We start from the raw sequence: 20,519 nt of genomic DNA on the forward strand, positions 1-20,519 counted from the left end.
CACCCAAAACGGAGGATGTTCGAGGTCGGCCGAAGTCGGAACATCCGCAGGGAGGCAGCGCCACGAGCCCGGTGTTGCCTCCGATCAAGGCCGGGTCCTGACCGGTGCGGACGACGGGCCAGGCGCCGCCCTCGATGCCGCACGGACGACCACCCCTGAGGAGAGTGACCATGTCACCGACCAAGAGCCTCGAGGAGCGTCCGGCCGACGTCCTCGTGGTCTTCGGGATCACTGGCGATCTGGCGAGAGTGATGACCTTCAGATCGTTGTACCGCCTAGAGGCCCGCGGCCTGTTGGACTGCCCGATCGTCGGCGTTGCCGTCGACGACTGGACGCAGGACCAGCTCGTCGAGCGCGCCCGCGAGTCGATCGAGGGGACGGGCGAGGTCATCGACCCCGGTGTCTTCACCCGGTTCACCGGCAGGCTGTCCTACGTGCACGGCGACTTCACCGACCCAGAGACCTACCAGCGGGTCGCCAGCGCGATCAGAGGCGCCCAGTGCCCGGTGTTCTACCTCGAGATACCGCCGTTCCTCTTCGGTCGCGTCGTGCACGGCCTGTCCGAGGCTGACCTGACCGGATCTGCTCGCGTGGTGGTCGAGAAGCCGTTCGGACACGACCAGACCTCCGCTGACGAACTGGCGGCCGAGCTGCACCAGTACATCGACGAGTCCCAGCTGTTCCGCATCGACCACTACCTCGGAAAGATGGGGATCGACGAGATCCTTCACCTGCGGTTCGCGAACACCATCCTCGAGCCTGTCTGGAACCGCAACTACGTCTCGAGCGTGCAGATCAACATGTCCGAGGACTTCGGCGTAGAGGACCGAGGCCACTTCTACGACCCCGTCGGCGCGCTGCGCGACGTCGTGGTCAACCATCTGATGCAGGTCGTCTCAGCGGCCGCGATGGAGGCACCGTCTCGTGGCGACCTGAAGACGATCAAGGACGCCCAGGTGTCCCTGTTCAACGCCGTCGTCGAGGCCGACCCGGCTCACTACGTGCGCGGCCAGTACGCCGGCTATCTCGACATCGACGGGGTCGCACCGGACTCCACCACCGAGACCTACGCCGCGATGCGACTCGAGATCGAGAACTGGCGCTGGTCGGGCGTCCCGTTCTTCATCCGGACCGGCAAGCGGCTCTCCGCGACGCAGACCGAGCTGCGACTCATCTTCAAACGCCCGCCCCCGTTGGGCTTCGGGGTCATGGGACCGCAGATCGAGACGAACCAGGTCGTCGTCAAGCTGGACCCGACGACGGGGATCAGGCTGATCCTGGACGCACGACGAACTGACATCTCGGCCATCGGGAGGATCGACCTGGACATGGAGTTCGCTGAGCAGGGCGGCGAGGGGGCCACGCCGTACGAGGTGCTCCTGCACGCTGCCCTCCGCGGCGACAGCACCCGGTTCACCCGGCAGGACGGGGTGGACGAGACCTGGCGGATCATGCAGCCACTGCTCGACGCGCCACCCCCGGTCCATCCCTACGACCCCGGCTCCTGGGGCCCAGCGGCAGCGGACCGGCTCACGGCAGAGCACGGCGGCTGGCACACCCCGTGGGTGGCGTCATGAACGACAGCCGTCCCCAGAGCGCAGCGGCACCCTCGCCGTTCCCGCCGATCGCGGACTACGCGTTCCTCTCCAACTGCCACACCGGCGCACTCATCGCGCCGGACGGCGGAATCGGCTGGCTCTGCCTGCCGAGCTTCGACTCGCCCAGCGTGTTCGGAACCCTGCTCGACCGCGAGGCAGGCTACTTCCGGTTCGGGCCATTCGGGATCAACCATCCCACGGCTCGCGTCTACGAACCCGGCTCGAACGTCCTCTCCACGACGTGGAAGACGCCGTCTGGCTGGATCCAGGTGCGCGACGCGCTGACCATGGGCCCACGCGAGTTCGAGGACCAGGTGACGCCCCACACCCGACCACCGGCGGACGACGACGCCGACCATCTCCTGGTCCGAACCGTCCGCTGCCTCGAGGGCACCGTCGAGATCGATCTCGTCTGCGAACCCATCTTCGACTACGGCCGGACACCGGCTGAGTGGACCCTGGTCGACGAGAGCAGACATGCCGCCGACGCCACCGGCGCGGGACAGACCATCCGGCTGCAGACCGACCTTGCCCTCGGCGTCGAGGGCAACCGAGCCCGGGCCCGGCACGTCCTGTCAGCCGACGAGGAGTGCTACTGCGCCCTTTCGTGGGCAGAAGGACTGGCCGCGCCGGCCGACGTCACCGAGGCCACCCGCCGCGTCGACGCCACCACGCGGTTCTGGCGTGCCTGGCTGGGACGTGCGCGGATGCCCGACCACCGCTGGCGCGACCCGATCCAGCGCTCGGCGCTGGCCATCAAGGGCCTCACCTACATGCCCACCGGAGCCACCGTCGCCGCACTGACCACCTCACTGCCCGAGACGCCCGGGGGCGAGCGGAACTGGGACTACCGCTACACCTGGATGCGCGACGCCACCTTCACCTTGCAGGCGCTGCACTATCTGAACCTGGACTGGGAGGCCGACGAGTTCATGCAGTTCGTCGCCGACCTCGAACCGACGGAGACCGGTGCCCTGCAGATCATGTACGGCATCGACGGGCGACGCGACCTGACCGAGTCCACCCGCGACGACCTGTCCGGCTACGCAGGTGCTCGACCCGTGCGGATCGGCAACGGGGCATTCGACCAGCGCCAGAACGACGTGTTCGGCGCCGTTCTGGACTCCATCCTCCTGCACACCCAACGCAGCCAACGCCTGCCCCGCCGGCTCTGGCCCATCGTCCAGACCCAGGCCCAGTGCGCGAGCGAGGTGTGGCGCGAGCCCGACCAGGGCATCTGGGAGGCCCGCGGCAAGCCCCAGCACTACGTCTCCTCCAAGCTGATGGGATGGGTCGCGCTGGACCGTGCCTCCAGGCTGGCTGAGATCCGCGGCGACTCGGACCTCGCCGGGACCTGGCGAGCGACGGCCGACGACATCAAGGCCGACATCCTGGCCCACGGGGTCGACGACCGCGGCGTCCTACGCCAGCACTACGAGACCGACGCGCTGGACGCCTCCACGCTGCTGGCAGCCATCTTCGGGTTCCTCCCACCCACGGACGAGCGGCTCCGCGCCTCGGTGCTGGCCATCGCCGACGAGCTGACCGAGCACGGGTTCGTGCTCCGCTACCGCACCGACGAGACCGATGACGGGCTGTCCGGGAAGGAGGGGACGTTCCTCATCTGCTCCTTCTGGCTGGTGTCCGCGCTGTCGATCATCGGTGAGCAGCAGCGGGCCCACGACCTGATGGAGCGGCTGCTGCGGATCGCCTCACCGCTCGGGCTCTTCGCCGAAGAGTTCGATGTCGATACCGGTCGTCACCTCGGGAACTTCCCCCAGGCGTTCTCCCACCTTGCCCTCATCGAGGCGGCCGCACGGATCATCGCCGCCGAGAGAATCGGCGAGCTCACGTGACTCCCCCGGATGAGCTCACGCCTGCCCATTGCCGGCCGGGGTGACAGCCGACGTCGCCGCGATGGTCGTCCTCGTCCAGAGCACCTCGGTCAAGTCCGACCCGGCGTTCCGGCCCGAGCGTGCCGACCGTCACCTCGGATGTGAACGGAGACGAAGGAATGCAGCTCCCACCTTCTGGTGAGCAGTACGGCATCGCGCGCGGGGGCTCGCAGGCGTTCATCACCCAAGTGGGAGCGACCCTGCGCAGCTACACCGTCGGCGGGCAGGACGTGCTCGACGGGTTCGGAGTCGGTGAGCGCGCCACCGACGGCCGTGGGCAAGTGCTCGCGCCCTGGCCCAACAGGCTGACCGACGGGCGCTACCAGTACGGCGGCCGCGCCTGTCAGGCGCCGCTGAACGAGGTCAGCCGGCACGACGCCATTCACGGACTGGTGCGCTGGCTCGACTGGACACCGGTCGAGCGCGATCCCGCCACGATCACCCTGGCCTGCGCGTTGCGCCCGCAACCCGGTTACGAGTGGCACCTCGACCTTCGGGTCACCTACGCGCTGGAGGACCGCGGGCTGACGGTGACCTTCGAGGCCGTCAATCTCGATCGCGAGCCGGCGCCGTTCGGAGTCGGGTTCCATCCCTACCTCACACTCGGCACGCCCTCGATCGACGGGCTTGAACTGACCATTCCCGCCTCCCGTGTGCTCGCCCCAAACCATTCGCGCCGAGGGCCGACGCCGACCGCGACAGCTGGGACTCTCGGTGACTTCCGGCAACCCCGCACCATCGGATCGGTCGAGCTGGACGCGGCGTTCGGTGACCTCGCCGTAGGACCCGACGGACATGCTGTGGCCCGGCTGAGCGACCCTGACAGCGAGCGGTCGGTCGAACTGTGGGTGGACAGCGCCTACCGCTACCTGATGGTCTACACCGGGGACCAGGTGGGTGAGCCCCGGCGACGGCGGACAGCCGTTGCCATCGAACCCATGACATGTCCACCCGACGCGTTCCGCACCGGCGTGGACCTCATCGAGCTGGAGCCGAGAAGCCCGTGGCAAGGCTCCTGGGGGCTGCGCTCGGTCGAGGCCGCGAAGCGCCAACCGACCGGGAGATCCAGCTAGCTCACCGGGCTGGCGGCCAGACGGGTGGGCGCGCCAGCATGGGCTCCAATTGCGCATCGGGCAGGGGGTGGTTGGCGTGGACCTGGAGACCGGACTGCGGGCTCTCTTGGTGGTCTCCGTCGTTTCCGCGGCGGCGCCGTTCGTGTGCGCGCTCCTCGCCAGATTTCGAGTCCCGCAGGTGGTCGTCCTCATCATCGGCGGCGTGCTCATCGGTCCGGAGGTCTTCGGGTTCGCGGAGCAGGACTCGATCGCGCTGGTAGCCAACGTCGGGTTGGGCTTCCTGTTCCTGCTCGCGGGTTACGAGCTCGAGCTCGAACACTTCCGGGAGCGGAGCGGGCGGCTCGCGACGGCTGGATGGCTGGTCAGCGCCGTCGTGTCGATCGCGGTCACCGGGCTGCTGGCCGCCAGCGGCTTCGTGCACGCCTTCGTCCCGGTCGCGTTGGCCCTGACGACGACCGCGCTGGGAACCTTGCTCCCGATCCTGCGCGACAACCACATGCTGGAGGGGCCACTCGGGCGCTTCATCATGCCCGCCGGCGCCGTCGGTGAGTTCTTCCCGATCGTCGGCATCGCCGTCTTCCTGGGGTCCAAGGGTCGCCTGTACGGCCTCCTGTCGCTCGTGGTGATGTGTGTCGTGGCGCTCGCACTCGCGTGGCTGCCGCGGCTCGCCCGACTCGACCGCGTCGGCGCGATCTCCCGGCAGCAGGAGCACGCGACGTCGCAGACCACGCTGCGGCTGACCGTCATGCTGCTGTTCGGACTGTTGGTGTTCGCCAGCGACTTCGGGCTCGACGTGGTGCTCGGAGCGTTCCTCGCCGGGGTGGTCCTGCGCCGCTGGGCGCCTGGTGACGTCGAGGCGCTGGAGGGGAAGCTCGACGCGGTTGGCTACGGGTTCTTCATCCCGGTGTTCTTCGTCTCTTCCGGAATGGGCCTGGACCTGGGTTCGATCGCCGAGGCGCCGGCTCGGCTGGTCGTGTTCTTCCTCCTGCTGCTGGCGGTGCGTGGGCTCCCGGCGCTTGTCCTCTACCGCCGCGACCTCGCCGCGCGCGAGCGGGTGCAGATGACGCTGCTGACCGCCACGTCTCTGCCCCTGCTGGTGGCGCTCTCGGAAGTGGGGTTGGCGAGTGGCGAGATGCTGCCCGAGAACGCTGCCGCCCTGGTCGGCGCGGGGGTTCTCTCGGTGATGGTCTTCCCCGGTCTCGCGGTCGCCCTCAACCGGCCCGCAGCCGCCCCGCGCCCGCCTGCGGCAAGCATCCTCCCCCCGCCCCAACCTGACCACTGAGAGACCGCGCCGGTGCGACGTACTCGACCACGGGACGGGTCCTAGGAGTGATCCTCTTCGGCCGGCGTGTCGACCCGGTCGAGCATCTCCGTCAGGTGTTGGCGCAGTTGATGCCGGTGGTCGCTCTCAACGCGCTGAAGGTGAGCGATCTCTGCGTCCGCGCGGTTGCGAAGCGCCGTTGTCTCGTCCCGCACCCGGTCTGCCTGAACACGGGCGTCGTTCATCGTCTGTCCGGCCGCGGCCCGCGCTGCGCTGATCACGCGATCGGCCTCCACGCCAGCGGCCCGCACGACCTCGGCGGCCTCGATGCGCGCAGACGCCACGATCGCGGCCGCTTCGTCCTCCGCCTCCGCCCGCCACTTCTCCACCTCACCAGCAGTCATCTCCAGCAAACGAGCCGCCGCCGAACTCTCCAACGCGTCATCCACACCGCCCTGCGATGCCGGACGACGAGTGCCGTCGACGGCGGAGTCGCTGGCAGCTCCTGAATCAGTGTCGCCGAACCTGCCGTATGCGTTGACGCTCATGACCCACTCCCGAGGTTGGCACGTACGCAATCCGTCGTGCAGCGATATCCGGTCCCACCAACAATGCCCTACTGCCGAACTGTCGGCAGTCCCCGGTCATCGACAGTTCGACTTCACGGCTACCGACGGTCCCCGAGCCGAGGCACTTACGCGGCAGTATGACGCGCCTTTGGATCGCACTCGCAGCGGCAGATCTGGATGTCTCGCCAGCCGTCCGTGGGACGTCATACGGACGGTGGAAGCGGACACACCGTCCGTATGACGTCCCGCGGCTTGCCTCCGCATCGCGGCCGAGCCGCGAGCCCGATGAGCGGCGCAAATGACGCTGACGGTCTCTGCCCAGCGGGTTGCACAGAGACGGCCTGATCGCCCTTGTTTCGGGGCGCCTGGAATAGCCAAAGATGACCATTCGCGGGACCCCGCAGGGTCACGTGCTCCCGCCTGCCAGGGTGGTTGTGACCCGGGTCGGAGGGCGACATGCTCAAACCGGGCACGTGCTGATCGCGTCCCATTGCGGGGGACGAGACCATGGCTACCAGTCGTTTCGACAAGGACATCGTCAAGGCAGTCCCGGTGCTCGTCGTCTTCTTCCTGCTGTTGAAGGCGTACGTCGTCGCGCGGTACTCGCTGACTACCGCCGGCGCGCTCGTGACTGCCGCGCCTTTGACGGTCGTCGTGGGGACGATCATGTCCTACCTGAACGTTGCGGTCCTGGTGCTCGCGGTCGCTTCCGGCGCCTGGTTGGTCCGATACGTGCGCGACGTCAGGCGGAAGGGGAGCCAGGCGGCCGATCCCACATCGGGTGAGGACATCGAGCCGCTGGCCGTCATCGTGCTGGCCACCTGTCTCCTGCTCCTCCCAGTGCCCTCCACCACCAACTTCACCGGTGCGTTCCTCAGATTCGTGCTGTACCTCGGCGCCGTGCTGATCATGGTGCTCGGCGCGTGGCTCATCGTCAGGGGGTCCGCGCGCCGGAGGAGCTCCGGATTCCTCGGCCACCTCGCCAGCAAGACCAGCTGGTTCATCGCGGTCGCCGCGGTACTCGTTGTCGCCCCGACGCTGCGGACGCCGTGGGTCCCCGCCGAAGTGCTGGTGTTGCGCGACGAGATCGCGATCCAGGACTCCCATCTGCAGGGCGGGAAGCTCGAGACGACCAAGTACCCGGTCGTCTTCGTCCTGGATGAGAACGAGGAATGGACCACTGTCCTCGACGTCGAGTCTCGCATCCTGCTTCGGCTACCGACGTCGAGCGTGGCCCATCGTCAGGTCTGCCACTACCGGGGCCAGCCACCGGGGACGGTGCCTCTTGCGGCGTGGCTCTTGGGGCATCGGTACCAGTCGCCCAACGGGACGTGCTCCACCCTCGTGCGCAAACATGCCGCCCGCCTCGACCCTCTGGTGGTGTCAGACGAAGAGTCGAGATGACGATGGCCTCGACCGCCGTCGATACCGAGATCGCGGTCCGGCTCGTGATTCTCTGCGTGTGACTGGCGATTCCGGTAGGACCGACGTCCGGCCAGACCCGGTCCAGGACCGCCAACAGCCTCCGCCCGGACGCCGGCGTGAGGTGGTTGTCGGGGCGCTCTCCTTACGGCTGCTCACTCGGGCTCGGGTGTGGCGGATTCGGCCATGTGATCCAGTCTCAAATGCTTTCAGGCTCGGAGGACCACATCCTCCGAGCCTGAACTTTGGGGCGGGGGGAGCCCGGTGATCTGCGCTCCCACAGTTGAATCTTGCCTCTCCCCTGCCCCACAACACGCATGCCAGGGCAGATGCCACCCGCTGCTCACGGCGGGATCGAAGCACATCGCACGGACAGCGCGGTGATCGACCGGATCTGCGGATGAGCGGTCGATCCGCAGGCCTGGGCACGTTCTGTTCTAGGGCGGCATCAGGCGTCGTCGAGACGTGGCTTGGCGCGCTCCCGGCAGAGGCTGCGGCTGCACCGAGCCCGCCGCCGAGCAAGTCCTCGTCGACGCCTGAGGTGACCGACCAGTTAGCAAGTGGCTGAACTGCACGAGGCGGGAATCCTCACCGATGAGGAGCGCTCGGCCAAGAAGGCCGACCTCGGTGTAGGACGTTGCCTTGACCTGCCGCGTCATTCCCGGTGCGGGGGCCGAGCGCCCGAGGGTCGAGCCACAGCCAGCGCCCTCGGTGAACATCGCCGCTTAGACCAAATCTCGTTGAGCGGCTGTGCCGCGCGTGCCGTTGGCCCCTGGTCAGAACCGCTCGTCGTGAATCAGCAGGCGTCGGAAGTCGCGCCGAATGTGCGCAGGACGTGCTCAAGCGTCGTGGCAAGGACCTCCTGTGTTACCTCGCGTGTGGCCTCGCCTCGCAACCAGCGCCGCGTTGCGGCGCGGTTCAGGCCGGTCCAGCACTCCAGCGCGTATCGCAGGCGTGGCGAGTCCTGGGCGATGTCGGAGTGGAAGGCCACGACCAGTGCGACGGCCCGTCGCATCAGGTCGGTCACGAAGCGACTGACGTCGGGTTCGGAGATGTCCTCACCGGGGGCGATGGTGCCGAGATAGATCGACCGGTTCGCCTCGGTCCAGTCCAGCCAGCGTGACACCGTGTCCGCCACCCGCGCGCGTGCGCTGCGCCCCTCGGGCTGCCGCAACTGTTCCTCGCGGACGGCGCCGAGGCGCCCGAGCAAGGCGATGTAGACGTCCTTGCGTCCACCGAAGTAGTGGTGCACCAACCCACGCGTAACGCCGGCCGAACTCGCGATGTCCTCGATCCTGACCGCGTCGTAGCCACGCTCGGCGAACAGTGCATTGGCTGCGTCGAGGATCTGTTCGCGCCGCTCCGCGGCTTCCAAACGGTTGTATCTCGGTGTCATGCACACCACACCACCAAGTTATTGGCAATCCGTCAAGAGGTTGTTAGCATTGTGTCAACAAGGGCGCCACGAACGAGACCACCGAGACCTTGTGACCCTTGACAATTACGCCGAGGGGCCACCACCACCCGTCGCGGGCTAGGCAGGGGTTGTCACAAATCCCCCACCAAACCGAGACATAGAAGGGAACCACCGTGAACGGCCAGACCACCCAGTACAAGCCCGGCGACATCGCCAACGGCCACGTCCTCACCGAGGCAGGCCAGTGGCTCCCGGTGGCTGGGCCTACGGCCCCGGCCGAGCCAAAGGCCAAGAAGCCGATCTACAAGCGGTGGTGGGCGATCGCTCTCGCCGCGATCATCGTCATCGGCGGCATCAGCTCGGCGACGGGCGGCAGTGACGAGCCCACGAAGGCGAAGGACGACACCGTGGCCGCTGCCGTCGAACATCCTAAGGACGAGGCTCCGGCCGAGGGGAAGGCCGAAGCCGTGCCGGAGCCGAAGCCGGAGTCGGAGCCTGAGATGACCGCGTCGCAGGAGAACGCGATCAAGTCCGCCGAGTCTTACCTCGACATGAGCGGCTTCTCGCGCCAGGGCCTGATCGACCAACTGTCGTCGCAGTACGGCGACGACTACCCGCGCGCGGATGCGATCTTCGCGGTGAACCACCTGGACGTGGACTGGAACGCCGAGGCCGTCGAGTCTGCCGAGTCCTACCTCGACATGAGCGGCTTCTCGCGCCAGGGCCTGATCGACCAACTGTCGTCGCAGTACGGGGACCAGTACACCGTCGCACAAGCCACCTACGCGGCCAACAAGGTCGGGCTCTAACACGACAGAACGAATCGCGGAGCTGACATCGCTCCCAGCAGCCCGTCCCGCTTCGGCGGGGCGGGCTGTTTGCGATACCCCGCGCGAATGGGTGCCCGCCCTTCGGAGCGCGCGCACCTCAAGCGAAGCCGAGGGCAGCATTTCGCCCGGATCTGCCGCGATGAGCGCATAGATGGTTGCGCACATGCGAAGGGCCCTCACAGTCAGACTGTGAGGGCCCTTCGGCTTCTGTAGCGGGGGGACCCGGGCGTGCACCGATCACGCCTTGGGGTGGCGGTCGTCCCCCGCGTGAATCCGGTGCTGCACCAGGTTGCTGCACCAGGTGCTGCACTCGATCTGGTATCGCTGCTGCTGCCATCAGGACACGAACTCTCGGCGGTTGCATTGGACTCAGGACCACCCTCCCCGAGGGTCGCACCTGTGCTTCGGACCGGCAAGAGTCGGCGAAACTTGAAGCCTGCGATCTACCGGATCTAATGGCTTTCCCGTTGCTGCTTCGGCAGTCTCGGGTCTGGTAGCGGCCGGCGGGTCAGCACTTACCGGATCGGCCCGTTGAGGTCTATCGGCAGACCGTGCGCCCGCTGGTCGTGAGGAGGCGAAACCGCTACTGGGATGTCGTGCCCCCACCGTGGTGAGCACTCGACCATTAGATCGCCGGCTGTCTCCTCCATGCTGCTGACCAGAACCCGGTCGAAGCGGGAAGGAGAGGCAAATGTTGTTCGTCGGGGATGACTGGGCCGAAGACCACCACGACGTCGAGGTCGTCGACGACCAGGGCAGCGTGCTGGCCCGCCGACGACTGCCCGAAGGTTTCGATGGCATCGCGGCCCTGCACGCACTGATCGCCACCCACCTGCCCGAGGAGTGGGCTGACCTGGAGCCCGGACGGGCCCAAGCCCTGGTCAAGGTCGGCATCGAGACCGACCGCGGCCCGTGGGTCGCAGCCCTGGTCGCGGCCGGCTACGAGGTCTTCGCGATCAACCCGCTGTCGGTGGCCCGCTACCGCGAGCGCCATTCCACTTCGGGCGCGAAGTCCGATGCCGCGGACGCGCACCTGCTGGCCGAGATCGTCCGGCTCGACCGGCACCACCACCGGCCGGTGGCAGGTGACTCCGAGGACGCCGAGGCGATCAAGCTGGTGGCCCGCACCCATCAGAGTCTCATCTGGGACCGCACCCGCCACCTGCTCCGGATGCGCGCGGCGCTGCGGGACTTCTTCCCCGCGGCCCTCGAGGCGTTCCCCGACCTGGACGCCCCCGACGTGCTCGAGCTGTTGGCCAAGGCAGCCGACCCGACCCGGGCCGCCCGGCTGACTCGCGGGCAGATCGCCGGAGCACTCAGACGCGCGCACCGGCGCGACGTCGAGGCCAAGGCCGACCGGATCCATCAGATTCTGCACGCCGAGCAGCTGCACCGCTCGGCCACCGTGGAGTCCGCCTACGCAGCGATCGTGACCGGACAGGTCGCGATCCTGCAGACACTCAACGCGCAGATCACCGAGCTGGGGGCGGTGGTGGCCGACCATTTTGGCCGGCACCCGGACGCTGAGATCTACGCCAGCCAACCCGGGCTCGGCGTCGTCCTCGGCGCCCGGGTCCTCGGCGAGTTCGGCGATGACCCGGACCGCTACGCCGACTCCAAAGCGCGGAAGAACTACGCCGGCACCTCCCCGATCACCAAGGCATCCGGCAACCGGAAGGTCGTGCTGGCCCGCTACGCCCGGAACCGACGGCTCGCCGACGCCCTGCAGCAATGGGCACTCGGCGCGATGCGAGGCTCACCTGGGGCACGCGCCTATTACCTGGCACTCCGCGACCGCGGCATCAACCATCACGCTGCCCTGCGCCAACTTGCCAACCGACTCGTCGGCATCCTCCACGGCTGCCTCAAGACCCGAACCAGCTACAACGAGCACACCGCCTGGGACCACCACATCCACACCGCTGCTTGACACCCACAGAACCTGGGATGTCTGCCGCGATCAGTGCGCGGATCTGCCGATGACAGTGCGATGGCTCCGCGATGAGTACTCACTCCGTGCGCCGGCCGCCGACCGATGCAGAGCGACTTTCGCGAGGTAAGGGTGGTTCAGTCAGATCACGGGCCGAGTGGCCTTGCCGTCAAGCCAGAGTGTCTGGGACTCGTCTCGGTGGCTGCTCGTCGAGCCGACGTGCTTGTCGCTGATGGTGGGGCCGTTCCTCAGAACGTGCCAGAACGCCATCGCGTGACCCCGCCCCAGCCCGTAATCCTCCTTCAGCCACGCGGCCACGTCGCCGGCCTTGGTGTTCGGGGCCTCAAACCCCTTGTCGCGGGCCTGTTCCAGCAACTGGCGTGGGGTCTGCCCGGTCTTGTCCTCGATGGTGTCGAGGTACGCCTGGAACGACAAGGGGGACTCCTTCCGAAGGGTGTCGCCTAATGCCACACCGCGTTGCGATAAGCTTGGCAGCAATCACCGTCTACCGCAACCAGCTGTTGCTTTTAGGCGCCGCTGCACTCAAGCCGACGGGGAACTCGATGACGGACGAAGCGATCCAGCGCCCAGGCGGGCGGACCGCGCGCGTCCGCACCGCTGTTCTCGCGGCCACCCTGCAAGAACTCGGCGAGCGGGGCTACGCCGGGATGAGCCTGGAGGGCGTTGCCCAGCGAGCTGGCGTCCACAAGACCACCGTTTACCGGCGGTGGGCGACGAAGGCGAACCTGCTGCTCGATGCCATCGCCACCCTTGCCGAGAGTGAGATCCCGGTCCCTGACACGGGCGACTTCGTGGAGGACATGCGCGCTTTTGCCCGCACCATCGCCGCCACGATCACCGGTCAGGACGGCGGCGCCGTAGTTCGCGGCCTGTTCCTCGGCGCCACCGAGTCCGCCGCAGTGCGTGACTTCCTCCACGGCTTCTGGGCCACCCGGTTCGCCCAGGTCCGCCCCCTGGTGCAGCGCGCGGTCGAACGGGGGGAGCTACCAGCCGACACCGACGCCGACGAGGTCATCAAGCATCTCGGCGCACCGCTGTACTACCGCCTGCTCGTCACCGCGGACGGCATCACCCTTGCGGACGCGGACCGTGCCGCCGACGCGGCCGTCGCGGCCGCCCGGGCCGGGGTGTTCGCCCGCCATCCACCGAGCCGGCCGAAGCGGTGAACGATGCAGCGCCCGCATTGACGCCGGGGCCCACCAGGACGAGCTCGAGCCGCCAGGTCACGCCCTGTGCGGTGGGGAGTTCCAGCCTCAGGTCGCTCGCGCGGTTCTCGTGGGTTGACGCCAGCACGACCATCGCGCCGACGCGAAGCCCGGCCACGTCGACCGCGACGATGCGCTTGGCGCCCTTGGTACGGCCGTAGGGTCCGCCGCGGTCGTGGAAGGTGGCTCCGCCGTTGGACGACCCGCGGGCGAGGTGCGTCGATGACCACCATTGAGGGGGTGGCGTCGGCGCGGCCGTCCGCATCGCGGGGCGCAGCGTGCAACACCGACGGCCCTCGCGCCCAGATGCCGTTGCGGGACCAGCGGCGAAACGGCGACCATACCCGGGTCCACGCTCCGAACGACTCGGGAAGGTGCAACGGTCTGGGTTGTCCACTCCGCGAGCGCCAGCTGACTAGGTGACCGTCGGCCATGTGCGGATCCTCGGGTCGCGACATATGCGTAGAAGGCGGTTTGTGAGTGCGTCCCTAACTCCCGGGCACCCAGATCAATACACTCATCTGCCGCCGTCCGGTCGGAGCCCGACCATGCCGCAGTCGGGCTCGCTGATCAGCGGAAGGCAACCGTCTCCAGCATCGTGTCGAATTCGGCGAACCGGTTCGCACGATCAGGTGCATCGCCGTTGAGCGAGAGGTAGAACACCGTCGGCGGCAGTCCCTCCGCGCCCTGGTCCACGACGGCCATCCGGACCGCGCGACCCGCAATAAGGGGCGCACAGCTTTCGGCCGGCAGTTCCGGGAACGCGCAGGAGACAGCCCCCGGTGCGTCACGCAGCACCTCGAACGCCATGACGGTGGCACGACGGCCGCCCACAGTGACGGTCGACCGGTCGTTGACCTCGGCGATGCCTGCGGGTCCCAGGGCGTCCAGGGCGGCCACATAGTCCGAGTACGACGGAAACTGAACGACCGAGCGCTGGCCACCCGGATAGAAGTAGCGCAGCGTCAGAAGTCGGAATTTCAGGTCGCCATCGGCCGGACAAGGCGACGCGCCGTCAAAGCCCGCGCAGTCCTGCTCCTGGAAACTCGCTGCGTACCCCTCCTGATCCGTGAGCGCGTGCCCGGTCCACGAGGGCAGTACGACGTGGAGCGGTGGCTGAACGAACGACGCCGCGTACCGGACACCGGAATCAGGCGTGTCGGGCTTGATCGGTCCTACTCCGTCGGTCCGTGACGCCTGCCGCGAGAACACGACGGCTGCCACCACGACGAGCGCCGCCGTTGCGCACACCGCAACTATCTGGGCCAGACGCCGGCGCGGCGCCGCTCGGTGGAGCTCCCGAAGGGCCATGTCGGTGTCGAAGGGTGTCGTCTGTCGCAGGTCGTGCCCGGCGCGGCGTGCGAGCTCGTCGATGTTCACGACGGGTCCCCCTTTCCCACGTCCAGCGAGGCGGCGAGCGCGGTGCGGGCCCGGTGCAGGTGGACCTTCACCGTCCCTTCGGCACAGGAAAGGACCTCGGCGATCTCCGCGACGGGCATGTCAAGCGCGTAGTGGAGCGCGACCGTCTGGGCCTGCCGGCGCGGCAGCCTCCGCACTTCCTCCCAGAATCTGGCGCTGTCCTCGGGAAGGTCGTCTGCCGCGAGCTCCGTGCGGGGCAGAATCCTGCCCAGCAGCTGGCGCTCCAAGGTGCGGCGCCGCGCCATCGACGTGGCCTTGTGTAGGCAGATCCCCCGCACGTAGCCCGCCGGCGACCGCAGGTCGGCGATGGTGTGCCAGCGGCGGTACGCGACCATCAACGCCTCCTGGGCGACGTCCTCGGCGAACGCTGACCCAACGAGGGCTCGGGCGAGCACGAGCAGACGGGGGAACTCGCGACGGTAGAAGGCGTCGAACGGCTCCGCGACGGGTCGCGGTGCAGGTCCGGCCCCGGTCCGGTCCGGTCCGTCGTCGAGGCCCGGCGACGTCGGTTCCGCCGGCGGCCTCACCATGGTCGACTCTTCACGGTCGCCTCTTCATATGGGGTAATCGCTTCGCGGCCGCCGTCGGGTTTACCGGGCTGTCGTGGATCTGACAGTGGCGCCGGCTCGATCGGACCGTCAAGGGTCGCACCGCGGGCTCGAACCGTCTTCGCCTCAGGTAAACCCGACGGCATCACCCAAGCGACCACAGGTCGTCAAGCACGCGCGCGTCTCCAACCCGTCGACCTGTGGAGGTCTTCATGACCAGCAGCACCCACTTCCCGTCCCGCTCGCGCCGACACGCGACCAGGTCCGTCGGCGTCGCCGGCGCCGCCATCCTCGTGTCCAGCCTGTTGGTCGCCTCCCCTCCAGCGGAGGCAGCGCCCCCGACTCTCACCGGCATCATCGTCTTCCAACGCGCAGACGAAGGCGATCAGTGGCAGTTGTGGGTCGCGAACGCCGACCTCAGCAACGAACGTCAGATCTCCGCTGGTCCCTACACGAGCGGCTTCGCCACCTGGAACTCCGACGGCAGCCGCATCGCGTTCGACTCCAACCGGTCCGACCCGGACCTCACTGACGACGTCAGCGTCAACGATGTCTTCACGATGAACCCCGACGGCAGCGACGTCGTGCAGGTGACCGACTCCGGCAGTTTCGCGGGAGACCCTGGCTGGTCGCCCGACGGGAAGTGGCTCACCTTCGAGTCCGACTTCAACGACTACTTCGGCAAGGCCGGCATCTGGGTCTCCCGATCGGACGGCAGCCACCTGCGCCGCATCACCGCACCCGCAGACGTCCACGACGGCTACTGGGACACCGCGCCCCAGTTCTCCCCCGACGGGAAGCGGCTCGTGTTCACGCGTGCGTTCTCCTTCGATGACGAGGGCAACATCGTCGACTCCGCGCTGTACGTGGTGAACGTCGACGGCACGCACGCGCGCGAGCTGACCGCGACCCGCGACCTGGTGCCCGGTGACGCCAACTGGTCACCCGACGGCAAGACGCTCACGTTCGAGACGAGCGGCTTCCCGGCCACGATCCGCGCCGACGGGAGCCAACTACGAGACCTGACACCCGAGCTCGCGGAAGGTTACGCCGTCGGCGCCGACCCGGTGTACTCCCCCGACGGCCGGCAGATCATGCTCCTCCACGCCGAGTTCACCAGCCCTACCGACGTCATCTCCAGCGGCCTGTCGGTCATGGGGAAGAACGGCAACAGGCTGCGCTACCTTCCCGGCGACCTGACGCAGGCAACCGAGGAGCACCAACCGGACTGGGTGCTCGCGCCAAGACTCGTCCCAGCCACCTCGAAGTCGGCGACGACCCGTTCCGCGTCGCCGCCAGCCCCGGCCCAAGAACACGCCGCGATCTACGCGCGGCGCCGATGACCGGCCCCAGCCGAGACCGTGCGCGAAGTTCCCGGACCTCTGCGACCGCACCCCGACGCCGTAGAGGTTCCCTCCCCAAAACCCAGGTGGGCACCGCGGCTCCCGGGCGTCGGCACACAGGTGCCTTCACCTGGGGTCAGGTGCGCGGGTGCGCCCGATCTCCTGTGGCAGCGGCACGCGCTCCCGTGCATCGGCCGCGGCCCGGGTAGCAGCCGGACCGCCGCAGTGCCCTGATCGGCGCGCAGCGCGCCCTCCGCCGCACGCCACCGGCAGTAGGCCGCGTCATGCGGCCGATCGACCTCGCCCACGCAGCCGCCGCTGCCACCCACGGTGCCAGCTCAGGTGCGACCTCCGATGGACAGCGGTTGAGTACCGCGGCCTTGATCGCGATCGGTAGCGACCGGAAGACCGCGAGCAGGAAGGGAGCAGCAGGGCGATCATGGCCAGCAGGAAGTACGGCAGTGGGTCGGAGATGCTCTGCGTCTGGTCTGCGTTTATCGAGGAGGGCTTCACGGCACGTTCGTGCTGGTCGCCGACCGTGCGACGACGGCGCGCTCGCCGCGGTCTCCGGTCTCCGGTCTCCAGGGCACGCTCGTCGCCGTCTCCTGGGGTGGCCACCGCCTCGGCGCCCTTGGCGACCACGGACGGCGACGCCGCGGGTCATCGCGCTGACCCCGACGACCAGCCCGCGGAAGACGTGACCGGCGACCTGCTGGAGCGACTCCGCTCCGACGTGATCCCGGAGGCGCTCGACGGGACGTCCGTGCACGTCGTCGTCGGCGGTATCACCGCCGCCGGACCACGAGCGCGGCCACCGGCCGCACTCCTGGTCCGTGTCAGACGACGACCTCCTCGAGACCGGTGCTGGCCCGAGGAGCCCGGGCCGTGGACGGCGACTCGACCTGCACTCCCCGGCCGTGCCCAGCGGCGGGTCACCAGCAGCAGGGCGCCGACCCATGCGGCAGCGACCAGCCAGGCTGCCAGCACGTCGGTGGCCCAGTGGTAGCCGAGGTACACCCGGCTGCCCCCCACGAGGAACGCCGCCACGGCTGCGCCGGCGACGGTCGCGAACCGGACACCGCGGCCGTTCAAGTGCGGCCACAGCAACCAGACCCCCAGCGAAAGGAACGCAGCCGTCATCAACGTGTGACCGGACGGGAAGGACGGCGTGGCTTCGGCCGCGCCGAGCCGGAACGCGGCTCCCGGCCGAGCACGGTCGACGATGCGCTTCACCCCCACGACGAGAGCTCCGGCACCGGCCATTCCGGCCGCGAGCACGACTGCCTCCCGGTACCAGCGACGTCCGGCCAGGACCACGAGCACCCCGGTCGTCAGGACCGCGACGCTCCCTTCGCTTCCGGCGAACGAGGCTGCGTTGGCGGCGTGGCTGAGGAACGACGTCCGGTGGCTGACCACGCCGGAGGTGATTGTCGGGTCGTAGGACGTCACGCTGTCGGCTTCGAGCACCGCATCGGAGAGTAGAACCACGCCGAGTGTCGCGATGGCGCACGCCGCTGCCGCCAGCCAGGGGCCGACCCGCACCTGGTGCGCTCGCAGCAACGAGACGATCGCTGGCAACAACGACAGGGCGACGATCCCGATCGTGATGACCTCGATGTGGTCGCGCAGCAAGGGGATCCCGCCGAGCAGATAGCCGGCCAGCAGCATCGTGGTGCACCACAGCGCCCCGCCTGCGATGTTATAGGCCAGGTAGGTCCGGTAGGGCATCTTGCCGGCGCCGGCAGCGACCGGCGTGAACGTGCGTGCGACCGGGACGAAGCGGGCGAGGACAACAGCTCGTGGGCCGTGGCGGTCGAAGAAGCTGCTCGCGCGATCGAGGTGCGCCGGGTTGAGCAGGCGTGATCGGGGCCGTGTCAGGACTCGGGGGCCGTACCGGCGCCCCACGGCGTACCCGACCTGGTCTCCGATGACGGCAGCGGCGCACACCAACGGGACCACCGCCCAGATCGGAACTCCGATGGTGCCGTGCGCGACCAGGAGCCCAGCGGTGAACAGGAGCGAGTCGCCTGGGAGGATGAACCCGGCCATGAGCCCGGTCTCGATGAACACGACAGCCATCACCAGCAGGACGGCCAAGGGGCCCAGCGAGGTGAGGAGGGCGTCGAGCGTGCCCGTCATGCGGGCTGCTCCTGCATGCGGCGGCTGGAGGCTCGGCCGTCGCGGACCCGCCACATCACGACGCGCCACAGCGCCTCGGCGGCGATGGCGGTGGACATCTTCGAGTGGCCGGCGCGGCGCTCCACGAAGGTGATGGGAACCTCGACGACGCGCATGTCTCGGCGTGCGGCCAGCCACGTCGTCTCGATCTGGAACGAGTAGCCGTCGGCGTGAGTGCCCTCCTCGACGAGCAGGGCGAGCGCTTCGCGTCGGTACGCTCGGAATCCGGCGGTGCAGTCGCGGACCGGAAGTCCGAGGACCAGGCGGACGTAGAGGTTCCCGCCACTCGAGATCATGCGGCGATGCCATGGCCAGTCGACGGTCCGGCCGCCGCGGACGTATCGGGAGCCGACGACGAGGTCTGCCCCCTGGAGCGCCGCGACCAAGCGTGGCACGGCGTCGGCGGGATGTGACCCGTCGGCGTCCATCTGTACGACGACGTCGTAGCCGTGTGTGCGGGCCCAGTTGAACCCGGCGCGGTAGGCCGCGCCGAGACCAGCCTTGCCCGGTCGGTTCAGCAGGTGCACTCGCGTGCCGAACTCCGGGTGCGCGCCGACGATCGTGGCGGTGCCGTCTGGGCTGGCGTCGTCGACCACAAGCACGTGGAAGTCGGTGAGCGACGTTTGAGCGAGGAGCCCGCGGAGGAGGTCGCTGATGGTGAGCGCCTCTTCGTAGGTGGGGACGACGATCAGGTTCACGCGGGCAACCGTCCCTCGCGGCGCCTGCACCCAACCTGAACGCCGAAGGAGCCGCGAGCTACCGGTGAACGAGTTCACGCGCCGCGTCGTGCCCGGCTCCGGAGCATCCGGGGACGATCGCGACCCGCCTACGACGATGATCGCGGTCGAGCAACGGCTCTGGCGACGGCGTCATGTGGCCACCCTGGAGCGAGGACTCTCCAGCGAACCTGAATGCAGCGGCGTGCAGGCGTCTGGGGGATCCGACCCGGCACTGGCTAGGTTCCACCGGTGTGAGTGGAAACGTGCTCTCCCTGGGATGGCCGCTGGCCGTCCTGCTCTCTGTCTTCACGATCGCCGCCGCCGCGGTTGTGAGATCCGCCGGTCTTGGGGACTGGCGCGCCCCGATCACCGCCGCGGCCCGCTGTGTCGTCCAGCTCGCGGCGGTCAGCCTGGTGATCGGGTACGTGCTGCGCTCGATGTGGTGGACCGTCGCGTTCGTCGGGTTCATGGTCCTGGTCGCCGCGGGCACGTCCGGGCGCCGCATCACCGGCTCTTTGGGCTGGAGGTCGACCTGGATGGTCCTTCCGATCCTGCTCGCCGTGTCGCCACCGATCGCGCTCGCCCTGATCGCCGGTGTGGTTCCGGTTGAGCCGATCGCGGTCCTTCCGACATCCGGGATCCTCGTCGGAGGCGCCATGACCGCGGCGACCCTGGCCGGGCGCCGGGTGATCGACGAGCTCGAGGCACATCGGGGAAGCTACGACGCCGCGCTGGCGCTCGGGTTCACCCGCCGACAGTCCGTCGGGATCGTCGCCCGCGGGCCGGCGGCTCTCGCGCTCGTACCGGGACAGGACCAGACCCGGACGGTCGGACTGGTCACGCTCCCCGGAGCGTTCGTCGGAGTGCTGCTCGCCGGGGCAAGCCCGGTCGAGGCGGGTGCCGCACAGGCGTTCATCCTCATCGCGCTCCTGATGGTCCAAGCAGTGGCGGCGGCCGTCACGATCGAGCTCATCGCCGCGGCGCAGGTCCGAGGGAAGTCCGCGCTGCCGGCCTGAGACAGGCGCGCTGGTCAGGAGACGCCTAGGCGTGATGTCGAGGGACGTTGTTGCGTGGTGCGTTCAGGTTGGTTG

Annotated in this window: 17 protein-coding genes; 10 read left to right on the plus strand and 7 right to left on the minus strand. The window is 68.6% G+C overall.

Annotated elements, in window-relative coordinates:
- The first annotated feature begins 170 nt into the window (after nucleotides 1-170).
- The 4 genes from zwf to HZF07_RS08470 all read left to right on the plus strand — a co-directional run bounded on the left by zwf (nucleotide 171) and on the right by HZF07_RS08470 (nucleotide 5,848).
- Complete coding sequence (gene zwf / locus HZF07_RS08455) at nucleotides 171-1,577, plus strand: glucose-6-phosphate dehydrogenase (protein ID WP_157340886.1); 1,407 nt, start codon at nucleotides 171-173, stop codon at nucleotides 1,575-1,577.
- Nucleotides 1,574-3,454 carry a glycoside hydrolase family 15 protein gene (locus tag HZF07_RS08460; protein ID WP_157340888.1) on the plus strand — a complete coding sequence of 627 codons (1,881 nt, stop codon included), beginning with the start codon at nucleotides 1,574-1,576 and terminating at the stop codon, nucleotides 3,452-3,454. The genes zwf and HZF07_RS08460 overlap by 4 nt, the downstream gene beginning before the upstream one ends.
- A 119-nt stretch (nucleotides 3,455-3,573) precedes the next feature.
- The gene (locus tag HZF07_RS08465; RefSeq protein WP_157340890.1) at nucleotides 3,574-4,566 is read left to right on the plus strand and encodes an aldose 1-epimerase family protein; all 993 of its coding nucleotides are present in this window, start codon (nucleotides 3,574-3,576) and stop codon (nucleotides 4,564-4,566) included.
- Nucleotides 4,567-4,642: 76 nt separating this feature from the next.
- The gene (locus HZF07_RS08470; RefSeq protein WP_198346360.1) at nucleotides 4,643-5,848 is read left to right on the plus strand and encodes a cation:proton antiporter; all 1,206 of its coding nucleotides are present in this window, start codon (nucleotides 4,643-4,645) and stop codon (nucleotides 5,846-5,848) included.
- A gap of 41 nt (nucleotides 5,849-5,889) precedes the next feature.
- Here HZF07_RS08470 and HZF07_RS08475 read toward each other — a convergent pair whose 3' ends face one another.
- Entirely contained in the window at nucleotides 5,890-6,375 is a 486-nt protein-coding gene (locus tag HZF07_RS08475) for a hypothetical protein (RefSeq protein WP_157340893.1), read from the minus strand.
- Between the two features lie 528 nt (nucleotides 6,376-6,903).
- Between HZF07_RS08475 and HZF07_RS08480 the strand changes: the two genes are divergently transcribed.
- Nucleotides 6,904-7,800 carry a hypothetical protein gene (locus HZF07_RS08480; protein WP_157340894.1) on the plus strand — a complete coding sequence of 299 codons (897 nt, stop codon included), beginning with the start codon at nucleotides 6,904-6,906 and terminating at the stop codon, nucleotides 7,798-7,800.
- A gap of 814 nt (nucleotides 7,801-8,614) precedes the next feature.
- On the opposite strand, the gene HZF07_RS08485 is transcribed toward HZF07_RS08480, so the two are convergent.
- On the minus strand, nucleotides 8,615-9,214 hold the full coding sequence (locus HZF07_RS08485) for a TetR/AcrR family transcriptional regulator (RefSeq protein WP_157340896.1): 600 nt from the start codon (nucleotides 9,212-9,214) through the stop codon (nucleotides 8,615-8,617).
- A gap of 194 nt (nucleotides 9,215-9,408) precedes the next feature.
- On the opposite strand from HZF07_RS08485, the gene HZF07_RS24360 reads away from it, so the two are divergent.
- Nucleotides 9,409-10,044, plus strand: a complete 636-nt coding sequence (locus HZF07_RS24360; RefSeq protein ID WP_198346361.1) for an Ltp family lipoprotein — start codon at nucleotides 9,409-9,411, stop codon at nucleotides 10,042-10,044.
- A 712-nt stretch (nucleotides 10,045-10,756) separates the two neighbouring features.
- Complete coding sequence (locus tag HZF07_RS08495) at nucleotides 10,757-11,995, plus strand: IS110 family RNA-guided transposase (RefSeq protein ID WP_157340898.1); 1,239 nt, start codon at nucleotides 10,757-10,759, stop codon at nucleotides 11,993-11,995.
- A gap of 141 nt (nucleotides 11,996-12,136) precedes the next feature.
- Here the strand turns inward: HZF07_RS08495 and HZF07_RS08500 are convergent, their stop codons facing one another.
- Complete coding sequence (locus HZF07_RS08500; protein ID WP_157340899.1) at nucleotides 12,137-12,430, minus strand: DUF4287 domain-containing protein; 294 nt, start codon at nucleotides 12,428-12,430, stop codon at nucleotides 12,137-12,139.
- A gap of 53 nt (nucleotides 12,431-12,483) precedes the next feature.
- Between HZF07_RS08500 and HZF07_RS08505 the strand changes: the two genes are divergently transcribed.
- Complete coding sequence (locus HZF07_RS08505; RefSeq protein ID WP_198346362.1) at nucleotides 12,484-13,182, plus strand: TetR/AcrR family transcriptional regulator; 699 nt, start codon at nucleotides 12,484-12,486, stop codon at nucleotides 13,180-13,182.
- A gap of 609 nt (nucleotides 13,183-13,791) precedes the next feature.
- Here the strand turns inward: HZF07_RS08505 and HZF07_RS08510 are convergent.
- Together HZF07_RS08510 and HZF07_RS08515 are read right to left on the minus strand one after the other, a co-directional pair.
- Complete coding sequence (locus HZF07_RS08510) at nucleotides 13,792-14,601, minus strand: hypothetical protein (RefSeq protein WP_157340903.1); 810 nt, start codon at nucleotides 14,599-14,601, stop codon at nucleotides 13,792-13,794.
- Complete coding sequence (locus tag HZF07_RS08515; RefSeq protein WP_157340905.1) at nucleotides 14,598-15,170, minus strand: RNA polymerase sigma factor; 573 nt, start codon at nucleotides 15,168-15,170, stop codon at nucleotides 14,598-14,600. Before HZF07_RS08515 ends, HZF07_RS08510 begins: the two co-directional genes overlap by 4 nt.
- A gap of 230 nt (nucleotides 15,171-15,400) precedes the next feature.
- On the opposite strand from HZF07_RS08515, the gene HZF07_RS08520 reads away from it, so the two are divergent.
- Nucleotides 15,401-16,531, plus strand: coding sequence for a TolB family protein (locus tag HZF07_RS08520; RefSeq protein WP_157340907.1), 1,131 nt, complete (start codon nucleotides 15,401-15,403; stop codon nucleotides 16,529-16,531).
- A 660-nt stretch (nucleotides 16,532-17,191) separates the two neighbouring features.
- Here HZF07_RS08520 and HZF07_RS08525 read toward each other — a convergent pair.
- Nucleotides 17,192-18,670 carry a bifunctional DedA family/phosphatase PAP2 family protein gene (locus tag HZF07_RS08525; RefSeq protein WP_157340909.1) on the minus strand — a complete coding sequence of 493 codons (1,479 nt, stop codon included), beginning with the start codon at nucleotides 18,668-18,670 and terminating at the stop codon, nucleotides 17,192-17,194.
- Complete coding sequence (locus HZF07_RS08530) at nucleotides 18,667-19,407, minus strand: polyprenol monophosphomannose synthase (protein ID WP_309504664.1); 741 nt, start codon at nucleotides 19,405-19,407, stop codon at nucleotides 18,667-18,669. The genes HZF07_RS08525 and HZF07_RS08530 overlap by 4 nt, the downstream gene beginning before the upstream one ends.
- Nucleotides 19,408-19,679: 272 nt before the next feature.
- On the opposite strand from HZF07_RS08530, the gene HZF07_RS08535 reads away from it, so the two are divergent.
- Nucleotides 19,680-20,444: an ABC transporter permease gene (locus HZF07_RS08535; protein WP_220131834.1), complete on the plus strand. Its 765-nt coding sequence runs from the start codon at nucleotides 19,680-19,682 to the stop codon at nucleotides 20,442-20,444.
- Nucleotides 20,445-20,519 lie beyond the last annotated feature (75 nt).

Origin of the sequence: Nocardioides agri, from assembly GCF_013778305.1 — a bacterium.
Lineage (GTDB): Bacteria > Actinomycetota > Actinomycetes > Propionibacteriales > Nocardioidaceae > Nocardioides > Nocardioides agri.